Here is a 19,501-nt window from a genome sequence, read left to right on the forward strand (position 1 = left end):
CGAATGCGCCTGACCGGAGCGATGACCGCTCTGGTAACGCCGTTCACCGACGGCGAGGTCGATCTGAAGCAGCTGACCGCGCTGTTACGCTGGCAGATCGAACAGGGGATCAACGGGCTGGTCCCATGCGGCACCACCGGTGAAGCGCCGACCCTGTCGTGGGAGGAGCGCCTCGATATCATAGCGCTGTGCGTGAAGATCGCCGGCGGCAGGGTGCCAGTTATCGCTGGCACCGGAACAAACAGCACCGAGACGACGATCGCCTTTTCGACAGCCGCCGAAGCCTTTGGCGCCGACGCCGCCCTCATCGTCACGCCCTACTATAACAGGCCGAGCCAGGAAGGGATCTTTCGCCATTTCGAGGCGGTCGCAGCCAAGGTCAGGATACCGATCATCGTCTACAACGTGCCGGCGCGAACCGGCGTCGACCTGTCGCAGGAGACGATCGAGCGCCTGGCGCAGATCCCGACCATCATCGGCATCAAGGACGCCACCGGCGATGTGAGCCGGCTATCCACACTTCCGGCCGTGCTCAGGCGCCGCTTCATCTGTCTCTCCGGCCACGACGCAACGGCGTTCGGCTTCAACACGATGGGCGGTCGCGGGACAATTTCGGTGGTCTCCAACGTCGCGCCGCGACTGTGCGTCGAGATGCATGATGCGTGTCGGCAGGGCGACCACCACACCGCCCGGGCGATCCATCATCGCCTGCGGCCGCTGATCGCGGCGCTTGAACTGGAGAGCAATCCCGTGCCGGTCAAATATGCGCTCAGCCTGGCGCTGGGCATGAGCCCGGATGTCCGCTTGCCGCTGACCCCAGTCCGCCCCGAAACCGAAGCCGCCATACAGGAGGCTATGCTGGCGCTGTCCGGGAGCATCCCCGGCGTCGCGCAATCAAGACCGGTGCAGGCCTCGCCCGCGTCGTGGCGGCTTTGACGGGGACGCCTTGCCATCAGCGGCATAGATCAGTCCGGGCTGGACGATCCATTCGCCAGTCCGGAGCGCTTCGACATCGAAGCGTCCTGTGCGGTCGCGCGGTGCGACGCCGACGAACTGGTATCGCCGTCCCCTCGCATCAACGACCGTATCGGCGATCGGGTGGCCGGCGAGCCGGCCAATGATTGTTCCCTGTTCCCTGAGGTTCGCCAGGACGAAATACTCCGTCGGCACCCTGCGGCTGGCCTTGGAGGTCAGCCAGACTGAATGTAATCTCATCTTCGTCTGAAGCCAGCTGTTGGTCCGGCCGGCCAGTCAAATGGCGGCCCGGAATTACATAGTCGCTGGCTGCATAGGAATTCGAGAGCAGGTTTTGGCCTGAGTTATAAAGGCCGTATATGCCTGCCCGATCAGGGGTCCAGACGGCGCGGCCGATGCGGCTCGATACAGTCGGGCGACGGCGTCGTCGCCGGGCCGCCAGCGCAATCCAGGCCGCCGGGTTGTATCTCGGGTGCTGGCGCGCAATCGATTGCTGGTCCACCGCAATCAGGCCGATCCGGCCAGTCGGGCCTGTCCGGACGATCAGGTCTGTCGGGACGCCAGGGCCTGTCAGGCCTCCATGGCCTGTCGGGGCCGTGGTCACGGTCGCGCCAATGATGGTCGCGCCAGGGGCGGTCGCGATAATCGTCCGTATCGACGCATGCGCTGAGCGCCGCGGCACAGATGATGAGCGCCAACGCGCTTCCGAGCCTGGTCATGATTGCAGCTGTTTCCTTGCTGTTGGCCACCCACGGGTTGGGTCTGCCCGCCCAGCATTGCGCCTGCATTACGCCTCGTGCGAATGAACCGCGAAGCTGCCGCGCAGTAGCCTTGCCGGGCGGCGGTCATGCAGTGGAGCCACGTTCACCAGAGCCACGCGCCCCCTCCGAGCGCAGCGACCGCGTCGACGATCCGCGTGAAACTTTCGCGGGCGCGGCCGACCATGTGCCGGGCCCTGAGATAGCCATGCACCAGACCCGGCTCCTCGAACCAGGTGGCCCGCCCGCCTGCCGCGACGATCCAGTCGCGATAAGCCTCGCCGTCGGACGACAGCGGGTCGCATTCAGCGGTGATCAGCAGCGTCGGCGGCAGTTTGGCGAAATCGGTATCGGCCAGCGGCGACAGCGTTACATCGCCGGTCCGGTCTGCGCCGCCAGTGCGGATATGCTTGTAGAATTCGAGATCGCGCATGGTCAGCATCGGCGCTTCGGCATGCGTGAGATAGGAACCCTTCGAGCGGTCGCCGCCAAGGCCGGGATAGATCAGCACCTGGCCGACCGGCCGCTTCGCGTGACCGCGCGTGGCGTGAGCAACGGCGGCGCAGAGATTGCCGCCGGCGCTGTCGCCGCATAGCAGGGTGGGGCAATCGCGGGTGGACGCAGCCCATTCGTATGCGCTCATCGCATCGTCGAAGGCGGCCGGATGCAGATGTTCCGGCGCCAGCCGGTAATCGACAGAGACAACCTCGTAGCCGGTGCGGGCGCAGAGCTCGGCGCAGACATCGTCATGGCTGTCCAAGCCGCCGAGGATGAAGCCGCCGCCGTGGATGTAGAGCACTGTCGCTGCCGGTTGCGGGGCGGTGCGGTAGATGCGGATCGGGATATCATGTGTGGGCGTCGCTATGGCCGAGGTTTCGACCGCCACGCCTTGCGGATAGCCGGCAAAGAATTCCCGGCACATGCGGTCGTAGATCGCGCGCTGCTGGGTGATCGTGTAATCGATCGTATCGGGCGGATAATAGGAATTGGTCCGCTCGATGAAGGCCCAGGTCTCGGCGTCGATGAGCTTGGTGTAGTCGGTCATGGGATTCCTTTACCTCCCTGATCGGGGAGGACGCCGCGAAATGGCGGGTGACGGCGCTTCACGCACCCCCGGACCTTCGGTCCGAGTAAAGTGGCTCACTTCCCCTTCCACACCGGATCGCGCTTTTCAGCGAAAGCGCGGAAACCTTCCATGTTGTCTTCCGAGCCGTAGAGCGCATCGACCGTCGCCAACTGGCGGCGCGTCACCCGGTTCATGGCATCCTGGAAGGTCAGCGCTTCGGCCACGCGCGCCGTCTCCTTGATCGCGGCGAAGACCAGCGGCGGGCCGCTGGCGAGCAGGCGGGCGATCTCCCAGACGCGGTCCTCGAGCTTTTCCTTGGGCAGCACTTCGTTGACAAGGCCCCAGCGATGCGCCTCGGCGACATCCATCCAGCGGCCGGTGAGCAGAAGATCCATGGCGACATGATAGGGGATCCGCTTCGGCAGCTTGATCGTCGCCGCATCGGCCAGCGTGCCGGCGCGGATTTCGGGCAGCGCGAAGGAGGAATGATCGGAGGCGTAGATGAGGTCGCAGGACAGCGCCAATTCGAAGCCGCCTCCGACCGCCATGCCGTTGACGCAAGCAATGACCGGCTTGTTCAAGTCGCGCAGTTCCTGCAGGCCGGCGAAGCCGCCGACGCCATAGTCGCCGTCGACCGCGTCGCCGCCGGCCGCGGCCTTCAGGTCCCAGCCGGCGCAGAAGAACTTGTCGCCGGCGGTTTTGACGATGGCGACGCGCAATTCCGGATCGTCGCGGAACGCCTTGAAGGTCTCGCCCATCAGCCGCGAGGTCTTGAGGTCGATGGCATTGGCCTTGGGCCGGTCGAGCGTGACCTCGAGGATCGAGCCTTCTCTGCGGGTCGAAATGACGTCAGACATTCTTGTTCTCTCCCAGCACCAGCAGCGCGTCGGCGATCCAGGCACCCTTGCCTTCGACGCAGACGATCAGCGGGTTGATGTCGAGTTCCTCGATCTCGCCGGCATTCGTCTGCACGAAGGCAGCAATGCCCGCGATGGCGTCGATGGCGGCCGCGACGTCGGCCTTCGGCCGGCCGCGATAGCCTTCGAGCAGCGGGAACAGTTTGAGGCCGCGCAGTGCGGCTTCGATGTCGTCGCGCGTCGCCGGCAGCATCAAGGTGACGCTGTCGCGCAGCAATTCGACCAGCACGCCGCCGGTGCCGAGCGTCATCACCGCGCCGAACATCGGATCCCTGGTGAAGCCGACGATCAGTTCGGCGACGCCATCGCGCACCATGCGCTCGACATAGAGCCCGGTGCCGAGCGGCAGCAGATCATGCGCCGCCGTGCTGACGGATTCTGCGTCCTTGAGGTTGAGCCTGACGGCGCCGACTTCGGACTTATGGGCGACACCCAGCGCCTTCAGCGCGACGGGAAAGCCGAGCGCCATCGAAGAGATCACCGCCTCGACCGCATTGCCGGCGCGCTCGCCTTTCGGCACTGGAAGCCCGGCCTTGATCAGCCTCGCCTTGGCTTGCGCCTCATCAGGCGTGACATGATCGCCGCCGGCAGCGCCAGAAGCAGAGGTGTCGATCGGCTGCGCCTGCGGTTCGGCCCACGCCCAGCCGATAAAGGCCGCTGCGCCCGCGGCATCCATCGCCTCGGAAATGCCGAACAGCGGCACCATGCCGCGCGCCATCAGTTCGGCGGTGTATTCTTCCGGCAGGTTCTCCGGCAGCGAGGAGACGATCGCACCATGCGCCTTGTTGGTCTTCAGCGCCGATTCGAAGGCGCGCAGCGTCGCCCACCAGTCGGTGACCGAGCAGCGGTCGGGGCGCGGAAAGTCGAGCACCAGCATGTTGAGGTCGAAGCCCCCCGACACCATGGCGGTGAAGGTGGCCGTCATCGCCGGCTCGTTGTTCCAGATGAAGGTGTGGTAGTCGAGCGGGTTGGCGACCGCGACCAGCGGCCCGAGCGTCGATTTGACATGGGCGCGGTGTTTTTCCGTGAGAACCGGGAAGTTGACCCAGCGACCTTCGGCGCTGTCGGCCATGACGGACGCCTCGCCGCCTGAGCAGCTCATCGACGACAGTCGATAGCCGGGCAGCGGGCCGGTGATGTGCAGCAGCTTCAGCGCCTCGATGAAGGCGGGAATGGAATCGACGCGCGCAATACCGAGCCGCCTCAGGAAAGCGCCCGATGCCGCATCCGAGCCCGCGAGCGAGGCGGTGTGCGAGACCGTCGCCTGCCTGGCCTGTTCGGAACGCCCGACCTTCATGGCGATGATCGGTTTTTTCAACTCGCGCGCCCTGGCGGCCAACCGTTCGAAGCCGGCCACGGAGTCAAAAGCTTCGATGTGCAGGCCGAGCGAGGTCACCCGATCGTCCTCGATCAGGCCGAGCGCCATTTCGGAGAGGCCGGTCTGCGCCTGGTTGCCGGCGGTCATCAGGAAAGCGATCGGCAGGCCACGCTTCTGCATCGTCATGTTGATGGCAATGTTGGAGGACTGGGTGATGATGGCGACGCCCTTGCCGCCTTCTTCCAGCCTGATGCCGCCATGCTGGTCCGGCCACAAAAGCGCGCCGTCGGCATAGTTGATCAGGCCGTAGCAATTCGGGCCGATGATCGGCATCTGGCCGGCGGCGGCGACCAGTTCGGCTTGCAGGCGCTCGCCGTCATCGTCATAGGCCTCGGTTTCGAGGAAGCCGGCGGCAAAGCAGACGGCGCCGCCGGCGCCGCGCTCGGCCAGCGCCTTGATGACCTCGATAGTCAGATGCCGGTTGACGCCGACGAAGGCGGCATCCGGCGCTCCTGGCAGATCGGCGACGGAGCGATAGGCCTTACGGCCGGCAACCTCGTCCTTGGTCGGATGCACCGGCCAGATTTGGCCGGCAAAGCCCATCTTGATCGATTGCGCAACGACCGCAGCCGCTTGCACGCCACCGAAGACGGCGATCGATTTCGGGCGCAGGAGACGTTCGAGTTTATGCATGGTGATCTTTTCGTTTGAGCGCGGTGTCTGACGGATCCAGACTTTGGCGCATCATGCTCTAAGCTCCGAACGGACGCAGCAGCGCCCGCGAAATAATATGTCGCTGAATCTCCGAAGTGCCTTCCCAGATGCGCTCGACGCGGGCGTCGCGCCAGATGCGCTCCAGCGGCAGGTCGTCCATCAGCCCCATGCCGCCATGGACCTGGATGGCTTCATCGGCGACGAAAGCGAGCATCTCGGTGGCCTTCAGCTTGGCCATGGCCATGTCCTGGTCGGTGACAGTGCCCTGATCGTACTTCCAGCCGGCTTCGAACACCATCAGGTCGGCGGCCTTCAATTCGGTCGCCATGTCGGCGAGCTTGAACGATACGCCTTGGAACTTGCCGATCTGCTGGCCGAACTGCTGGCGCTGCGCGGAATACTCGATGGCGTGGCCCAGCGCCCGCTCGGCACGGCCGAGGCAGGTTGCGCCGACCTGCAGGCGCGTGGCGCCGAGCCAGGAATTGGCGACCTCGAAACCCTTATGGACTTCACCGAGTACCTGGCTTGCCGGCAGGCGGCAATCGTCGAATTCGAGGATGGCGTTGGTGTAGCCGCGATGCGAGACGTTGCGATAGCCATCGCGCACCGCAAAGCCCTTCGTGCCCTTGTCGACGAAGAAGGCGGTGATCTTCTTGCGCTTGCCGCGCGGCGAATCCTCTTCGCCAGACGCCATGAAGACGATGGCAAAGTCGGCGAGATCGGCGTGGGAGATAAAGTGCTTGGTGCCGTTCAGCACCCAGTCGTCGCCATCCTGCACCGCGGTCGCTTTCATGCCGCGCAGATCGGAACCGGCGCCGGGCTCAGTCATCGCCAGGCAGTCCCACTTTTCGCCACGGATGCAAGGAAACAGGTACTTTTCGCGCTGCTCCGGCGTGCCGGCAAGCAGGATGTTGGACGGGCGCGCCACGCAGGTCCAGTGCAGCGCGTAGTTGGCGCGGCCGAGCTCCTTTTCGTAGAGCAGCCAGGTCACCGTATCGAGGCCCGCGCCGCCGACATCGGCCGGCATGTTGGCGGCGTAGAGGCCGGCTTCGATCGCCTTGGCCTTGATCTCCTCGATCAGGTCACGGCGCAGCACGCCGGTGCGCTCCACCTCGCGCTCATGCGGGTAAAGCTCATTCTCGACGAAGGCGCGCGTCGTCTCGACGATGAGCTTCTGCTCTTCCGAAAGACCGAAATCCATGGTCTCAGCCCTTCTTCTTTTTCTTCGGCTTTTCGGCCTTCTTCACTGGCTTGGAGGCCTTGGCCTTCTCGGCAGCCTTTGAAGCCCCCGGCTTCTTTGCCGCCAGCTTGGCGAGCTGCTTGGTATAGTCCTTGTGCAGCGCGCCGGCGCCCCAGCCCTTGCCTTTGTTCTGCTTCGACAGCGCATCCATGATCGCGACCAGATTGTCGTCGCGGATCTTTTCCAACTCGCGGATTGACAGGCCGTGCGCCTGATCATCCGACTGGGTGGCGATCAGATCGACCAGCTCGTCATTGAATTCCGGCACGTCCATCAGCTTGGTCCACGGCCATTTCAGGCAGGGGCCGAACTGCGCCATGAAGTGGCGCATGCCGGCTTCGCCGCCGGCGACGCGATAGACCTGGAACATGCCCATCTGCGCCCAGCGCAGGCCGAAGCCGTAGCGCATGATGTCGTCGAGTTCCTCGACCGTGCAGATGCCGTCCTTGATCAGCCACAGCGCCTCGCGCCATGCCGCCTCGAGCAGGCGGTCACCGACGAAAGCCTCGATCTCCTTGCGGATGACGACCGGCTTCATGCCGATTGAGGCATAGATCTCCTTGGCGACCTCGATGGCCTCGGGGAAAGTCTGCTCGCCGCCGACGATCTCGACCAGCGGCAGGAGATAGACAGGGTTGAACGGATGGCCGACGACCAGCCGCTCCGGGTGCCTCTTCATCGCCACCTGCATGTCGGTCGGCTTGATGCCGGAGGTCGAGGAACCGACGATGGCGTTGGCCGGCGCGTGGGCGTCGATCTCGGCCAGCACCTTGTGCTTGAGGTCGAGTCGTTCCGGCACGCTTTCCTGGATGAAGTCGGCATCGGCCACCGCCTCCGCAATGGTCTTGGCGAAGGTCAGCTTGCCTTCTTTTGGCAGGCCGCCAGGCACCATCTGCTTATAGGCGCGGCGCGCGCCCTTCATCACTTCCGAGACCTTGCGAGAGGCCTCGGGATCGGGATCGAAGATCGACACGTCGATGCCGTTCAAGAGCAGGCGCGCCACCCAGCCGGCGCCGATGACACCGCCGCCAATGGCGGCTGCCTTGTTGATGATGCTCATGCGGAGGCTCCGGTTCTTGTCTTGGCTATAGTGGGATCTAGGAGGGGCACGCGCTCGCCTGCGCGGATCACCGAGGGGTCGTAGGCCTTGCGGGCAAAGACTTCGAGCACGAAGGGCCGGAAGAACTCGATCGGCAGCGTCTCGTAGTCGGGGTCGAAGCTCGACTGGTCCCAACGTTCGCAGAACTGGTCGCAATCGTCGAAATAGGCGTGGCCGGCAAAACGGTCGCGGGCATGGCGGTTGCCGCCGACATGGTGGGCGTAATAGAGCCGCTGGAAGTCGCCATGCTTTTCCACCACCCAGGTGCATTGCTCGCGCACGAAGGGTTTCAGGATCGACGCGGCATATTCGTCGTGGTTGTAGGGCGCATAGATGTCGCCGATATCGTGCAGCAGCGCGCAGGCAATCCAGTCGGTGTCGGCGCCGTCGCGCCAGGCGCGCGTCGCCGCCTGTAGCGAATGGCCGAGCCGGGTGATCTTGTAACCGGACAGGCCCTCGTCGAGCTGCACCAGGGCGTCGAGCAGCCGATCGCCGGTCTTGGCGGCATAGTCGATTTCATGGGCGGTCAGGAACTCGTAATCGTCCTTGTCGCCATCCTTCATCGCGGTGAATTTGACGGTTGTCATGCCTGCCTCCCGCTCTATGCCGCGGCTGCGATCGGCGCCCGCTTGGTCAGGTTGAGCTTCTTGCGCACTTCCTCCGGCCCGAGTATCCGGGCGCCGAGATTGGTGACGATGCTGGCGGCACGCTCGACCAGCTGCGCGTTGGTAGCCAGCACGCCCTTGTCGAGCCAGAGATTGTCTTCGAGGCCAACGCGGACATTGCCACCGGCCAGCACCGCGGCGGCGGCATAGGCCATCTGGTTGCGGCCGATGGCGAAGGCCGACCAGTTCCAGGTCGACGGCACGTTGTTGACCATGGCCATGAAGGTGTTGAGATCGTCAGGCGCGCCCCACGGCACGCCCATGCAAAGCTGCACCAGGGCGTCGGGGTTCAATACCTTTTCCTCGACCAACTGCTTGGCGAACCAGAGATGGCCGGTGTCGAAGGCCTCGATCTCCGGTTTGACGCCGAGTGCCGTCATCATGCCGCCCATGGCGCGCAGCATGCCGGGCGTGTTGGTCATGACATAGTCGGCCTCGGCGAAGTTCATCGTGCCGCAATCGAGCGTGCAGATTTCCGGCAGGCATTGGCGCACATGTTCCATGCGGTTGGTGGCGCCGCCCATATCGGTGCCCTTTTCGTTGAGCGGAAGCGGCGCTTCCGGCGAGCCGAACACCATGTCGCCGCCCATGCCGGCGGTGAGGTTCAGGATGACATCGACGTTTGCCGCGCGGATGCGCTCGGTGACCTCGCGGTAGAGATGCACATCGCGCCTGGGCTTGCCGGTTTCGGGGTCGCGGACATGGCAATGGACGATGGCAGCCCCGGCCTTGGCCGCATCGATGGCCGAATCGGCGATCTGCTTGGGCGAACGCGGCACATGCGGAGAGCGATCCTGCGAGCCGCCGGACCCGGTCACGGCACAGGTAATGAAAACCTCACGGTTCATCGCAAGCGGCATGGAATTCTCCTCCTAATCGAGACAGAGGCACAACATTGCTCGACTTGCGAGAGACTGCTTTACGTTTTACGAAGGCGTCATGATAAAAAACGAAAAGCCGACAATCTTTCGCGCCGAGCAGTCGCCGCTCAAGGTTACGATGCTGGTGTTTTCCGGAGCATCCATCATGTGCGTGGCATGCGCCGTCGATCCGCTGCGTGCCGCCAACCGCATCGCCGGCGAAACCCTGCTCGACTTCAAACTGGTTTCGGTGACCGGGGAGGCGCCGGTGACGACATGCGGGCTGCCCGTGGCGGTCAGCGGCCGGTTCGATGCGACGGAGCCAACCGATGTCCTTGTCGTGGTCGCGGGCTTCGGTACGCAGAACTATGCCACGTCTGCCTTGCTCGCCGGCCTGCGGCGGGCGGCGCGCTCGGCCCGTGCCTGCGGCGGCGTCGAGGCGGGCACATGGCTGGTGGCGCGCGCCGGCCTGCTGGAAGGGCGCAGCGCCACCACCCATTGGGAGGACATGGAGGATTTTTCGTCCGCCTTTCCCGGCGTCGACGTGCGCCCCGATCGATACATCATCGACGGGCCGGTCTTCACCACGGGCGGTGCATCGCCAACCCTGGACCTGATGCTGCACCTGATCCGCACGCGGCTCGGCATGGCCGTGGCGCTGGATGTGGCAAGTGCGTTCATTTACGATCAGGCGCGCGTGGCGACCGATGCGCAGCCGCTGGTCTCGCTTGGCCGGCTCGACGGCTACGATCCACGCCTGGCGCAAGCCATCCGGCTGATGGAAGCGCATGTCGACCAGCCGCTGACCATAGAAGCCATAGCCAAGCGTTCCGGCGTGACAGCGCGGACACTGGAAAGCATTTTTCGCAAGTCGATCGGCGAGACGCCGGGCGCCTATTATCTGAGGCTGCGCCTGGGGGCCGCGCGCCGGCTGGTGGTCGACACGCGAGTGGCCATGGCGGATATTGCCGGGCGGACGGGATTCTCATCCGCCGCCGCATTTTCCAGAGCGTTTTCAAGAGCTTTTGGCGAAGCCCCGGTCAGGCTGCGCCGAGGATAATCATATCCAGGGGATTAGGCGGCGTTCTGTCGCTCGCTGCCGGCGTCCATCTGCGAGCGCATCTGCCTCGCTAGACGGACTTCAAACCGGCTGCTGACCGCACGATCCCATTCGTTCTTCACATTGTCGGTCGGCCGCGGCAGCGCCATCAGCCGGTCGATGATCGATCCGGTCTCGCCGGATGACAGTAGGGCGTCGATTTCACGCTCGTGCTGCATATCGGTTCGCCTCCTTCCTTTTCACCCGTCACAGGCCCCTCTTATACGAGATACGTGACGGCAGTTTGAAGGCAAGAGCGAGGTCATTGAGGGGCGCGAAGGGGCAAAACCTTGTCGCCGGATGCGCCATTTGGCGCAAAGCCGTCCAAGGGCGGCAGGAGTGTTATCCAGCCGCCCGTCGAGCATACGAATCGGCCTTCCGCCTAGACGTAGCGGTTGACGATGTTTTCCAGCAACTCCTGGCGGCCGGAGCGCGGCTGCGGCTCGATCTTCTTCTTCACCACACGCTCGGCGATGTCTTCCAGCGTGCGCTTGCCCGACAGCATCGCCTTGGCCTCGGTGCTGTTCCAGCCAGCATAACGCTCGGCCAGCGGCGCCGACAGCGCCTTGTCCTCGACCATGCGCGCCGCAGCCTTCAAGCCGCGTGCGCAAGAATCCATGCCGCCGATATGACCGATCAGCAGGTCCTGCGGATCGAGCGACTGGCGGCGCAGCTTGGCGTCGAAATTGGTGCCGCCGGTCTTGAAGCCACCGGCCTGCAGGACCTGGTAATAGGCCAGCGCCATTTCCGGCACGTTGTTGGGGAACTGGTCGGTGTCCCAACCGGACTGGTAGTCGTTGCGGTTCATGTCGATCGAGCCGAAGACGCCGAGCGCATTGGCCAGCGCCAGTTCGTGCTCGAAGGAATGGCCGGCCAGGATGGCATGGCCCTGCTCGATGTTGAGTTTTACTTCCTTCTCCAGCCCGAAGCGCTTGAGGAAGCCGTAAACGGTGGCGACATCGTAGTCGTATTGGTGCTTTGTCGGCTCCTGCGGCTTCGGCTCGATCAGGATGGTGCCCTTGAAGCCGATCTTGTGCTTGTAGTCGACGACGAGGCTGAGGAAGCGGCCGGCCTGTTCCTGCTCGCGGGCAAGGTCGGTGTTGAGCAGCGTCTCATAGCCCTCGCGCCCGCCCCAAAGCACGTAGTTCTCGCCCTTCAGCCGCTTGGTGACGTCGATGCAGCTCTTCACCGTCGCCGCCGCATAGGCAAAGACATCCGGATCGGGATTGGTGGCGGCACCCGACATGAAGCGGCGGTTGGAGAACAGGTTCGCCGTGCCCCACAAAAGCTTGACGCCGGTCTGCTTCATCTTGCCGGCAAAGTAGTCGGCGATCTCATCGAGACGGGCCGCACTTTCAGAGAAATCCTTGCCCTCCGGCCGGACATCGGCGTCGTGGAAGCAGAAATAGGGTGCGCCGAGCAGCGAGAACATCTCGAAGGCGACATCGGCCTTCAGTTTCGCCAGTTCCATCGTGTCGATGCCGCCGGCCTTGGGGAACCAGGGACGGTCGAAGGTCTGGCCGCCGAAGGGGTCGCCGCCCGGCCACGCGAAGGAATGCCAGTAGGCGACGGCGAAGCGCAGATGGTCTTCCAGCCGTTTGCCGGCGACCACCTCGTCGGGATTGTAGAACCGGTAGGCCAGCGGATTGGTCGAATCCGGCCCCTCATATTTGATCGTCTGGATGTCGCCGAAAAATCCGCTGCTCATGATTTCTGTCCTCTCTCGAATAGTTCGCCCTGATTACCTCAGGCGTAATTGGTTTCGGTCCTAGGCTGGTCGAAAAAGCTGATGTCAAAGCCATCAAACAAAGGAGACAGACCATGACCGACCTCAACAAAATCGCCGAGGGCTACATCACCGCCTGGAACGAAAGCGACGCCAGCCGCCGCGCCGAATTGCTCACGGCGACCTTCACCGAAGACGTCAGCTATCGCGATCCGCTGATGCAGGGCGATGGCCATGAAGGCGTCGCGGCGCTCATCGACGCCGTGCAGCAGCGCCTTGCCGGCTTCCGGTTCTCGCTGAAGGGCGCGCCGGACGGCTTTGCCGACAAAATCCGCTTCTCCTGGAACCTCGGCCCGGAGGGCGTCCCTTCGGTCATCGAAGGCACCGATATCGGCATCATCGAGAACGGCCGCCTGAAAAGCGTCACCGGCTTTCTGGACAAGATCCCGGCGCAATGAACCGGCAAGCTGCGGCATGGGCAAGAAGCCGCTCACGCCGTGGCGCCCTTGATCGCCGGGTAGAGCGCCCGGTAGCGGTGATAGGCGTCCGCATAGGCACCGCCAAGCTTGGCATCCGGTTCGATGGTGGCATCCGTCCTCGGCGCGGTGCACACGGCCAGCGGATCGGCACCGGTCGCCGTGATAAGACCGAGCCTGGCTGCGCCAAAGGCGGCGCCGAAATCGCCGTCGGCGGGAATATCCACCGGCACCTGCAGCGCGGTGGCGATCGATTTCAGCCAGTAGCGCGAGCGTGAGCCGCCACCGATCGCGGTCACCCGCGTCAATGTCGTGCCGGCCGTCTTCAGGGCTTCGAGGCTGTCGCGGAAGGCGAAGGCGACGCCTTCGAGAACCGCCTGCGTCAGCACCGCGCGGCTCGATTCATGCGCCAGCCCGGTGAAAGACCCGCGGATGGCGGAATCATTGTGCGGCGTGCGCTCGCCCGAGAGATAGGGCAGGAAGGACACGCCGGTCGGCGCCTTCAGCGTGTCGCCGAGTTCCGATGTCAGCTCGCCTGCGCCTTTGCCCGTGACCTCCGACAGCCAGTTGAGCGAATCGGTCGCCGACAGGATGACCCCCATCTGGTGCCAGGTGTTGGGCAGCGCATGGCAGAAGGTGTGCACAGCACTTGCCGGGTTGGGCAGATAGGATGCGTTGGCGGCAAACAGCACGCCCGACGTGCCGAGCGAGACAAAGGCATGGCCGGCGCCGACCGTGCCCATGCCGCAGGCCGAAGCCGCGTTGTCGCCGGCGCCGCCGGCGATGGGGATGCCGGCCTCGATGCCCCATTTCGACGCCAGCTCGCCGCGCAGCCCGCCGGCCTTTTCAGTGCCCTCGACCAGCGACGGCATTTGGCTCTCGTCAAGGGAGGTGGCGGCGAGCAGGTCCGGCGACCAGCGGCGCCTGCCGACATCGAGCCAGGACGTGCCGGCCGAGTCGGACATTTCCGAAATGTGTTCGCCGGTCAGCCAAAGCCGCAGGAAATCCTTGGGCAGCAGGACTTTCGCCACCTTGGCGAAGACAGCGGGCTCATTGTTCTTCACCCAGGCGAGCTTTGGCGCGGTGAAGCCGGGGAAAACGATATTGCCGGTCAGCGCGCGAAAGCGCGGATCGGCGTCAAGTGCGGCCGCCTCGACATGGCTGCGCGTGTCGTTCCACAGGATACAGGGGCGCAGCACATGATCGGCCGCATCGAGCAAGGTGGCGCCATGCATCTGGCCCGACAGGCCGATGCCTTTCACCGCCGCGAACTGCTTGGGATGGGAGGCCTTGAGTTCGGCGATCGCGTCTTCGCAGGCGCGTATCCAGTGGGACGGATCCTGCTCGGACCAGCCGGGATGTGGCCGCGAGACATCAAGCGCGCCATGGCCGGAACCGACGACGGTTTGTCCGGCATCGATCAGCAGCGCCTTGACGCCCGACGTGCCCAGGTCGAGGCCGAGATACATGTTTTCCTCCCACGTCCTTATTTTTTTCGGATCCCGAAAAAATCTGGCCGAGCCAGTTTTTAAGGCAAGATCGGCTTGCGGTCAATTCTCTGACAAATCGGCCGCGCGTCGTGAGAACAGCGCCGACAGCGGACTGTCCGGCCGCGCCGTCGAACGCTCGGCGGTGAGCGCCCTGGCCAGCGCGCCGTCACCGGCCCGCAGTGCCGCTTCGATCAGCGTCAGGTCAATGATATCGCGCTGTGCGTGGCTGCCGCCGAAACGATGGGCGATCGCTCGGATCGGCCGGATCAGGCGCATGGCCTCGCTGTAGTTGCCCGCACCGAAGGCATTGATGGCCAGCGTCAGGGGATGGCCGACATCGCGGGTGAAGGCGGCATTGTCGTCATTGCCGCGCATGGCCTCGCGCTGCGCCTCGACCAAGGTGCGGGCCGGAGCGTCGAGCCCGGCGCCGACAAAGGCCATCATCGCATGCGCATCGTTGAAGGCATAGTTGCCGGCGCCAACCTTGGGCCAGTTGGCGGCGAGCGCCGACCAGCGGTCACCGACATCGACGCCACCGAGATAAAGCCGCCACAGGATCGCCGAGGCATCGACCATGTTCAGCGCCATCGCCGACGGCGTGCCGTAGATCGGCCCGTCATAGAGCGCCAGCACCTCGTCGGTCTCGCCAAGATCGTAGTGAAACAGCGCCAGGTGCCACCAATTGTGCACCTGGAGGAAACTGTCCCTCGTCCAAGCCTCGGGGTCGGCGCGCATCCAGGCGATGCCATCCCTTTGCCGGCTTTGCATTTCCATGACATGCGCCACGGCATGCTGAGCCCAGCCGTCGCGCGGTTCGATCCCGACCGCCGTGCGGCCGAGCTTTTCGGCCAATGCGTACTCGCCCATCTCCTCCAGTCCGAAAGCCTCCATGCCGAGCATGGCGTGGTATCCCGGCATGTCGTTCTGCCAGGACGGCAAGGCGCGGGCGATGCGGTCGCGCAGCATGCGGGCATTGCCGGTGAAGAAATCGATCTGGTGCCCGACCTGCAGCGCCACCGCGTCGAGCGGGGCGTCGATGGCGATGTCCTCGAGGATGCGGGCGGCGTCATGCCAGCGCCCGCCGGCGAGATGGCCAAGGGCTAAGACATGCGCCTGCTCGCGCGTTGTCGCCGCAAGCGGCAGGGCCGCCTCATGGCAAGTCCTGGCCACCGCCGTTGCGTCGCGCTCGGTGGCGAGGCCGAAGAGATAGCCCTTGAAGACATGCGCCATGACAAAACCGGGGTTCTCCGCGATCGCGCGGTCGACGGAGGCGACGGGATCGCCGATGAAGCACTGCAACTGGCTCACCGCCTGGCTGTAGGGCGTGAACCCCGCTTCCGTCGCGCCCGAAAATGTCAGGCCGAATGTGTCCTTGATTGGCATGCAATGTCCTTTGATCGACCTGGGACAAGCCCCAGACCCTTCGGGCCAAAGCGATCTTAAAGCATGAGCCAAGGACGTGCCAATCATGCACTATTTAAGGTCTATCCCAGTAGCCTTTGCAGTTCATCAACCATGGAATGCAGATTAGGCTTTGTAAAATTGAACGAATTGTGGCTTCATTGCGGCGCGGCGGAGGGCTTGTAATCGCGATCTGAGAGGGGCCGCGATGCGGCATTTTGAAATACAGCTTCCGAACAGCCGTTCGGAGTACGATGGCGAGAAGATTGCTTTGTTGCGGCGAAGGGCGCGGCAAATCCATCCATGGTTTATTAGCTTACTTGCAACTACAGCGCTGGCGTTGCTGCCCAATTCGGCAGCCTTGGCGGCTTGCGTGCTGGTTCCGTCGGCGGGGAATACCACCTTCACCTGCGACAGCGGCGATTCGGGCGGCAGCCTCACCGATACCAGCGGCGACAACACGCTGAATTTTCCCGCCGGCGGCACCGGCCAAATAAGCGGCAGTGTCACCTTTGGCGTCGGCACGGACCGCATCAACATGCAGTCCGGCACCATTACCGGCGCGGTCGACCAGGGCGACGGCACGGATTTCTTCACCATCGGTGGCGGCACGGTCGCCGGCAATGTCCAGCAAGGCGCCGGCATCGACGATTTCAACATGAGCGGTGGCCAGATCGGATCGCTCAACCAGGGCGACGGGCTGGACACCTTCACCATGACGGGCGGCCGCATCGTCGATTTCTTCGACGATGGCGATCATGCGGTGATGACCGGCGGCCGCATCGGCCGAGTCAACATGAAGCTCGACAAGAACTATTTCAACATGTCCGGCGGCACCATTGACCGCAACCTCGTCACCGGCTTCGACCAGGACACCATCATCCTCTCCGGCGGCACGATCGGCGGCAACATCAGCGTCAGCGGCGGCAATGACAGTGTGACCATCACCGGCGGCACGGTCGGCGGCGATGTGCTGATGAGCTTTGGCGCCGACAATTTCGTCTGGAATGGCGGCGGCATCATCTATGGTTCCGTCGACCTCGGCGGCGACAACGACACCGCCAAGCTCAGCAACCTCACCAACGCCAATCTCGGCGACACCAACGCGATCACCGGCGGTGCGGGTACCGACACGCTCACCTTCGACAACGTCAAGCTGGACGGCATTGCCAGGGTCCAGAACTGGGAGACCATCAACGCCAACAATGACACCGAACTGACGCTGGACGGCAATCTGGTGCTCGGCGACAGCGGCACCGGCACCGGTACGCTCAATGTCGACTCAGCGAGCACGCTCTATGGCGGCGGCTTCAACGCATCGATCCAGGCCTTTACAGCGGGCCAGATGGCCGAAGTGATGAACGCCGGCCGCATCGACCTGACCAACGGCACAACCGGCGCCACTGACCGTCTGACGATATCGGGCAATTACACCGGGCTTGGCGGCCTGCTGCTCATCCAGACCGAACTTGGCGACGACAACTCTGCTTCCGACCGGCTGGTCCTTTCGGGCGGGACCGCCTCCGGATCGACCGGCATTGCGGTGGTCAATGTCGGTGGCGCCGGCGCACAGACCACCGCCGACGGTATCATGGTCGTGCAGGCGACCAACGGCGCCACATCCAGCGCGAGCGCCTTTGCCCTGGACGCGCCGGTCGCGGCGGGTGCCTTCGAATATTATCTGTTCAAGGGCGGCGTCAGCGCCGGCAGCGACGAGAACTGGTATCTGCGCTCGACGCTGAATACGCCGGCGACGCCGGCAGCCGCTCCGCCAGCGCTGGAACCCACCCCGCAGCCGGAACCCGAACCGCCAGCGGCCGAGCCACCACCACCGCCACCGTCCGAGCTTCCGCCGGTGCCAGTGCCGACCGAGGGCGACATCAACAATCCGCCGGTCGATCCGACACCGCCGGTACAGGCCAGCGACCCGCAACCCGAGCCGCCGCCACCACCACCACCGGCGCCACCCGCAGACCCGCCGCCACCTCCACCGGTGGTGCCGACCGCAGTGCCGGATTTGCCAACTCCGGCACCCGGCGAGCAGATTCTGCTCTACCGTATCGAGGTTCCGGTCGATTCGGCCTTACCGCCGGTGGCCGAGCACCTGGCGATGACGACGCTCGGCACCTTCCATGAACGGCGTGGCGAGCAGAGCTTGCTGTCGGACAACGAGATGTCACCGGTCTGGGGCCGCATTTTTGGTCAGGACGCCAAGATGGGTTGGTCGGGAACGGTGTCGCCTTCCTTCGACGGCACCCTGTTCGGCCTTCAGGCAGGCTTCGACGTGTTCGGCCGCGAGACCGCCGCGGGCGGAATCGATCGCGCCGGCCTGTTCGTCGCCTATGCCAGCATGCGCGGCGACGTCCGCGGCCAGGCGCTGGGACAGAACGACCTGTCCGTCGGCAAGCTCGACATCAACGGCACCAGCGTTGGCGGCTACTGGACCCGCATCGGCCAGGGCGGCTGGTACCTGGATGGCGTCTTGATGGCCACCTTCTTCGGCGGCAACGCGGCGTCGTCACGCGACATCGGCATCGATGTCGGCGGCACCGGCGTCACCGCATCGCTGGAAGGCGGCTATCCCATAGCACTAGCGCAGGGCTGGACGCTCGAGCCGCAGGCACAACTGGTCTGGCAGCATCTGTCGCTCGACGATACCAACGATCGCTTCTCGTCGATCTCGTTCGACACCGACAGCAGCGTCACCGGCCGGCTGGGCGCGCGGCTGCAAGGCGAGACAACGATCAACGGCATGGCGCTGCAGCCTTACCTCAAAGCCAACATCTGGCATGATTTCGGCGACACCGACACTGTCAGCTTCGACACCACCGACATTTCGACCGAGGGCCGATCGACCTCGTTCGAGTTCGGCGGCGGTGTCGTGGCCAAGGTGACAGACAAGGTCAGCATCTTCGCCACCGGCGACTACACCACCAATCTCGGCGGTGACAAGCGCCGCATCCTCAAGGGCAATCTGGGATTCAGCGTGAAGTGGTGAATCAGACCATCTGAAAACCGGAAGCCGGTTTTCAGATGGTCGAAAAGAAAGGCCGCCTAATTGCCCGAGCGCATCGCCACCGTGGCGATGCCGGCGCCGACCAGCAGTGTGCCGCCGGTGCGGTTGAAGATGCGGATCGCCTTGGGATTGCGCACGACATTGCGGGCGCGCGCCGCGATCAGCGCGTAGCCGAAGGCGTTGGCGAAGGCGAGCACCAGGAAGGTCGTCTCGAAGATCAGCATCTGCGTCCAGAAATTGGCATGCCTTTCGAGGAACTGCGGCAGGAAGGCGACGAAGAAGGTGATGCTTTTCGGGTTGAGCGCGGTGACCAGCCAGGCATGCGCCATCATCTTGGCTGAAGACGCCTTGTCGGTGCGCGGTTCTGCCTTCAGCGCGCCGCCGGCGCGGAACAGCTTGACGCCGAGATAGATCAGATAGCCGGCGCCGATCAGCTTCAGGACGGTGAAGACACCAGCGGAAGCGGCGAGCAGCGCGCCGATGCCCAGCATCGACAAGGTCATGGCGGTGAAGTCGCCGAGCGCCACGCCGACTGCCATCGGCAAGGCGGTGCGCCAGCCCTGACCCAGCGCATAGGACACGACCAGCAGGATGGTTGGACCCGGAATGATGAGGAGGATGGTCGACGCGGCGGCGAAAGCGGCCCAGTTTTCGAAGGACATGGCTGTCTCCCTTGGGTTA

The 19,501-nt window shown here is 64.4% G+C and carries 17 protein-coding genes; 4 read left to right on the forward strand and 13 right to left on the reverse strand.

All coding sequences use genetic code 11. From position 1 onward, the window contains the following. The first annotated feature begins 3 nt into the window (after positions 1 to 3). The gene (gene dapA / locus HGP13_RS02150; RefSeq protein ID WP_246707260.1) at positions 4 to 936 is read left to right on the forward strand and encodes a 4-hydroxy-tetrahydrodipicolinate synthase; all 933 of its coding nucleotides are present in this window, start codon (positions 4 to 6) and stop codon (positions 934 to 936) included. Here the strand turns inward: dapA and HGP13_RS02155 are convergent. From HGP13_RS02155 to HGP13_RS02190, 8 genes are all read right to left on the reverse strand, one after another. After that, on the reverse strand, positions 895 to 1,215 hold the full coding sequence (locus HGP13_RS02155) for a hypothetical protein (RefSeq protein ID WP_172220870.1): 321 nt from the start codon (positions 1,213 to 1,215) through the stop codon (positions 895 to 897). The genes dapA and HGP13_RS02155 overlap by 42 nt on opposite strands. Positions 1,216 to 1,839: 624 nt before the next feature. Continuing rightward, positions 1,840 to 2,778 carry an alpha/beta hydrolase gene (locus HGP13_RS02160; RefSeq protein WP_172220873.1) on the reverse strand — a complete coding sequence of 313 codons (939 nt, stop codon included), beginning with the start codon at positions 2,776 to 2,778 and terminating at the stop codon, positions 1,840 to 1,842. A gap of 95 nt (positions 2,779 to 2,873) precedes the next feature. After that, complete coding sequence (locus HGP13_RS02165) at positions 2,874 to 3,656, reverse strand: carnitinyl-CoA dehydratase (protein ID WP_172220876.1); 783 nt, start codon at positions 3,654 to 3,656, stop codon at positions 2,874 to 2,876. Next, positions 3,649 to 5,727, reverse strand: coding sequence for an acetate--CoA ligase family protein (locus HGP13_RS02170; protein ID WP_172220879.1), 2,079 nt, complete (start codon positions 5,725 to 5,727; stop codon positions 3,649 to 3,651). The genes HGP13_RS02165 and HGP13_RS02170 overlap by 8 nt, the downstream gene beginning before the upstream one ends. A 58-nt stretch (positions 5,728 to 5,785) precedes the next feature. Further along, the gene (locus HGP13_RS02175) at positions 5,786 to 6,949 is read right to left on the reverse strand and encodes an acyl-CoA dehydrogenase (protein ID WP_172220882.1); all 1,164 of its coding nucleotides are present in this window, start codon (positions 6,947 to 6,949) and stop codon (positions 5,786 to 5,788) included. Between the two features lie 4 nt (positions 6,950 to 6,953). Then, positions 6,954 to 8,048 (reverse strand): carnitine 3-dehydrogenase, encoded by a 1,095-nt coding sequence (locus HGP13_RS02180; protein ID WP_172220885.1) that lies wholly within the window; start codon positions 8,046 to 8,048, stop codon positions 6,954 to 6,956. After that, on the reverse strand, positions 8,045 to 8,674 hold the full coding sequence (locus HGP13_RS02185; RefSeq protein ID WP_172220888.1) for an HD domain-containing protein: 630 nt from the start codon (positions 8,672 to 8,674) through the stop codon (positions 8,045 to 8,047). The genes HGP13_RS02180 and HGP13_RS02185 overlap by 4 nt, the downstream gene beginning before the upstream one ends. A gap of 14 nt (positions 8,675 to 8,688) precedes the next feature. After that, the gene (locus HGP13_RS02190; RefSeq protein WP_172220891.1) at positions 8,689 to 9,612 is read right to left on the reverse strand and encodes a 3-keto-5-aminohexanoate cleavage protein; all 924 of its coding nucleotides are present in this window, start codon (positions 9,610 to 9,612) and stop codon (positions 8,689 to 8,691) included. 79 nt (positions 9,613 to 9,691) lie between these two features. Between HGP13_RS02190 and HGP13_RS02195 the strand changes: the two genes are divergently transcribed. Next, the gene (locus HGP13_RS02195; RefSeq protein ID WP_172220894.1) at positions 9,692 to 10,672 is read left to right on the forward strand and encodes a GlxA family transcriptional regulator; all 981 of its coding nucleotides are present in this window, start codon (positions 9,692 to 9,694) and stop codon (positions 10,670 to 10,672) included. Positions 10,673 to 10,686: 14 nt separating this feature from the next. On the opposite strand, the gene HGP13_RS02200 is transcribed toward HGP13_RS02195, so the two are convergent. Both HGP13_RS02200 and xylA read right to left on the reverse strand, forming a co-directional pair. Further along, the gene (locus HGP13_RS02200) at positions 10,687 to 10,890 is read right to left on the reverse strand and encodes a hypothetical protein (protein ID WP_172220897.1); all 204 of its coding nucleotides are present in this window, start codon (positions 10,888 to 10,890) and stop codon (positions 10,687 to 10,689) included. A 203-nt stretch (positions 10,891 to 11,093) separates the two neighbouring features. Next, on the reverse strand, positions 11,094 to 12,419 hold the full coding sequence (gene xylA / locus HGP13_RS02205; protein WP_172220900.1) for a xylose isomerase: 1,326 nt from the start codon (positions 12,417 to 12,419) through the stop codon (positions 11,094 to 11,096). A 113-nt stretch (positions 12,420 to 12,532) separates the two neighbouring features. Between xylA and HGP13_RS02210 the strand changes: the two genes are divergently transcribed. Next, a complete protein-coding gene (locus HGP13_RS02210; RefSeq protein WP_172220903.1) occupies positions 12,533 to 12,895 on the forward strand; it encodes a nuclear transport factor 2 family protein in 363 nt (120 codons plus the stop codon). Positions 12,896 to 12,927: 32 nt separating this feature from the next. Here the strand turns inward: HGP13_RS02210 and xylB are convergent, their stop codons facing one another. Then, positions 12,928 to 14,382: a xylulokinase gene (xylB, locus tag HGP13_RS02215; RefSeq protein WP_172220906.1), complete on the reverse strand. Its 1,455-nt coding sequence runs from the start codon at positions 14,380 to 14,382 to the stop codon at positions 12,928 to 12,930. 81 nt (positions 14,383 to 14,463) lie between these two features. After that, complete coding sequence (locus HGP13_RS02220) at positions 14,464 to 15,786, reverse strand: tetratricopeptide repeat protein (protein ID WP_172220909.1); 1,323 nt, start codon at positions 15,784 to 15,786, stop codon at positions 14,464 to 14,466. Between the two features lie 226 nt (positions 15,787 to 16,012). Here HGP13_RS02220 and HGP13_RS02225 point away from each other — a divergent pair, with 226 nt between their 5' ends. Then, on the forward strand, positions 16,013 to 18,802 hold the full coding sequence (locus HGP13_RS02225) for an autotransporter outer membrane beta-barrel domain-containing protein (RefSeq protein ID WP_172220912.1): 2,790 nt from the start codon (positions 16,013 to 16,015) through the stop codon (positions 18,800 to 18,802). Positions 18,803 to 18,858: 56 nt separating this feature from the next. Here HGP13_RS02225 and HGP13_RS02230 read toward each other — a convergent pair whose 3' ends face one another. Then, complete coding sequence (locus tag HGP13_RS02230) at positions 18,859 to 19,482, reverse strand: LysE family translocator (RefSeq protein ID WP_172220915.1); 624 nt, start codon at positions 19,480 to 19,482, stop codon at positions 18,859 to 18,861. Positions 19,483 to 19,501 lie beyond the last annotated feature (19 nt).

This window comes from Mesorhizobium sp. NZP2077 (genome assembly GCF_013170805.1).
Taxonomy (GTDB): Bacteria; Pseudomonadota; Alphaproteobacteria; order Rhizobiales; family Rhizobiaceae; genus Mesorhizobium.

Coding starts and splice junctions, on each gene's coding strand:
- dapA (WP_246707260.1), top strand. CDS start 4: ATGCGCCTGACCGGAGCGATGACCGCTCTGGTAACGCCGTTCACCGAC.
- HGP13_RS02155 (WP_172220870.1), bottom strand. CDS start 1,215: ATGAGATTACATTCAGTCTGGCTGACCTCCAAGGCCAGCCGCAGGGTG.
- HGP13_RS02160 (WP_172220873.1), bottom strand. CDS start 2,778: ATGACCGACTACACCAAGCTCATCGACGCCGAGACCTGGGCCTTCATC.
- HGP13_RS02165 (WP_172220876.1), bottom strand. CDS start 3,656: ATGTCTGACGTCATTTCGACCCGCAGAGAAGGCTCGATCCTCGAGGTC.
- HGP13_RS02170 (WP_172220879.1), bottom strand. CDS start 5,727: ATGCATAAACTCGAACGTCTCCTGCGCCCGAAATCGATCGCCGTCTTC.
- HGP13_RS02175 (WP_172220882.1), bottom strand. CDS start 6,949: ATGGATTTCGGTCTTTCGGAAGAGCAGAAGCTCATCGTCGAGACGACG.
- HGP13_RS02180 (WP_172220885.1), bottom strand. CDS start 8,048: ATGAGCATCATCAACAAGGCAGCCGCCATTGGCGGCGGTGTCATCGGC.
- HGP13_RS02185 (WP_172220888.1), bottom strand. CDS start 8,674: ATGACAACCGTCAAATTCACCGCGATGAAGGATGGCGACAAGGACGAT.
- HGP13_RS02190 (WP_172220891.1), bottom strand. CDS start 9,612: ATGCCGCTTGCGATGAACCGTGAGGTTTTCATTACCTGTGCCGTGACC.
- HGP13_RS02195 (WP_172220894.1), top strand. CDS start 9,692: ATGATAAAAAACGAAAAGCCGACAATCTTTCGCGCCGAGCAGTCGCCG.
- HGP13_RS02200 (WP_172220897.1), bottom strand. CDS start 10,890: ATGCAGCACGAGCGTGAAATCGACGCCCTACTGTCATCCGGCGAGACC.
- xylA (WP_172220900.1), bottom strand. CDS start 12,419: ATGAGCAGCGGATTTTTCGGCGACATCCAGACGATCAAATATGAGGGG.
- HGP13_RS02210 (WP_172220903.1), top strand. CDS start 12,533: ATGACCGACCTCAACAAAATCGCCGAGGGCTACATCACCGCCTGGAAC.
- xylB (WP_172220906.1), bottom strand. CDS start 14,382: ATGTATCTCGGCCTCGACCTGGGCACGTCGGGCGTCAAGGCGCTGCTG.
- HGP13_RS02220 (WP_172220909.1), bottom strand. CDS start 15,786: ATGCCAATCAAGGACACATTCGGCCTGACATTTTCGGGCGCGACGGAA.
- HGP13_RS02225 (WP_172220912.1), top strand. CDS start 16,013: ATGCGGCATTTTGAAATACAGCTTCCGAACAGCCGTTCGGAGTACGAT.
- HGP13_RS02230 (WP_172220915.1), bottom strand. CDS start 19,482: ATGTCCTTCGAAAACTGGGCCGCTTTCGCCGCCGCGTCGACCATCCTC.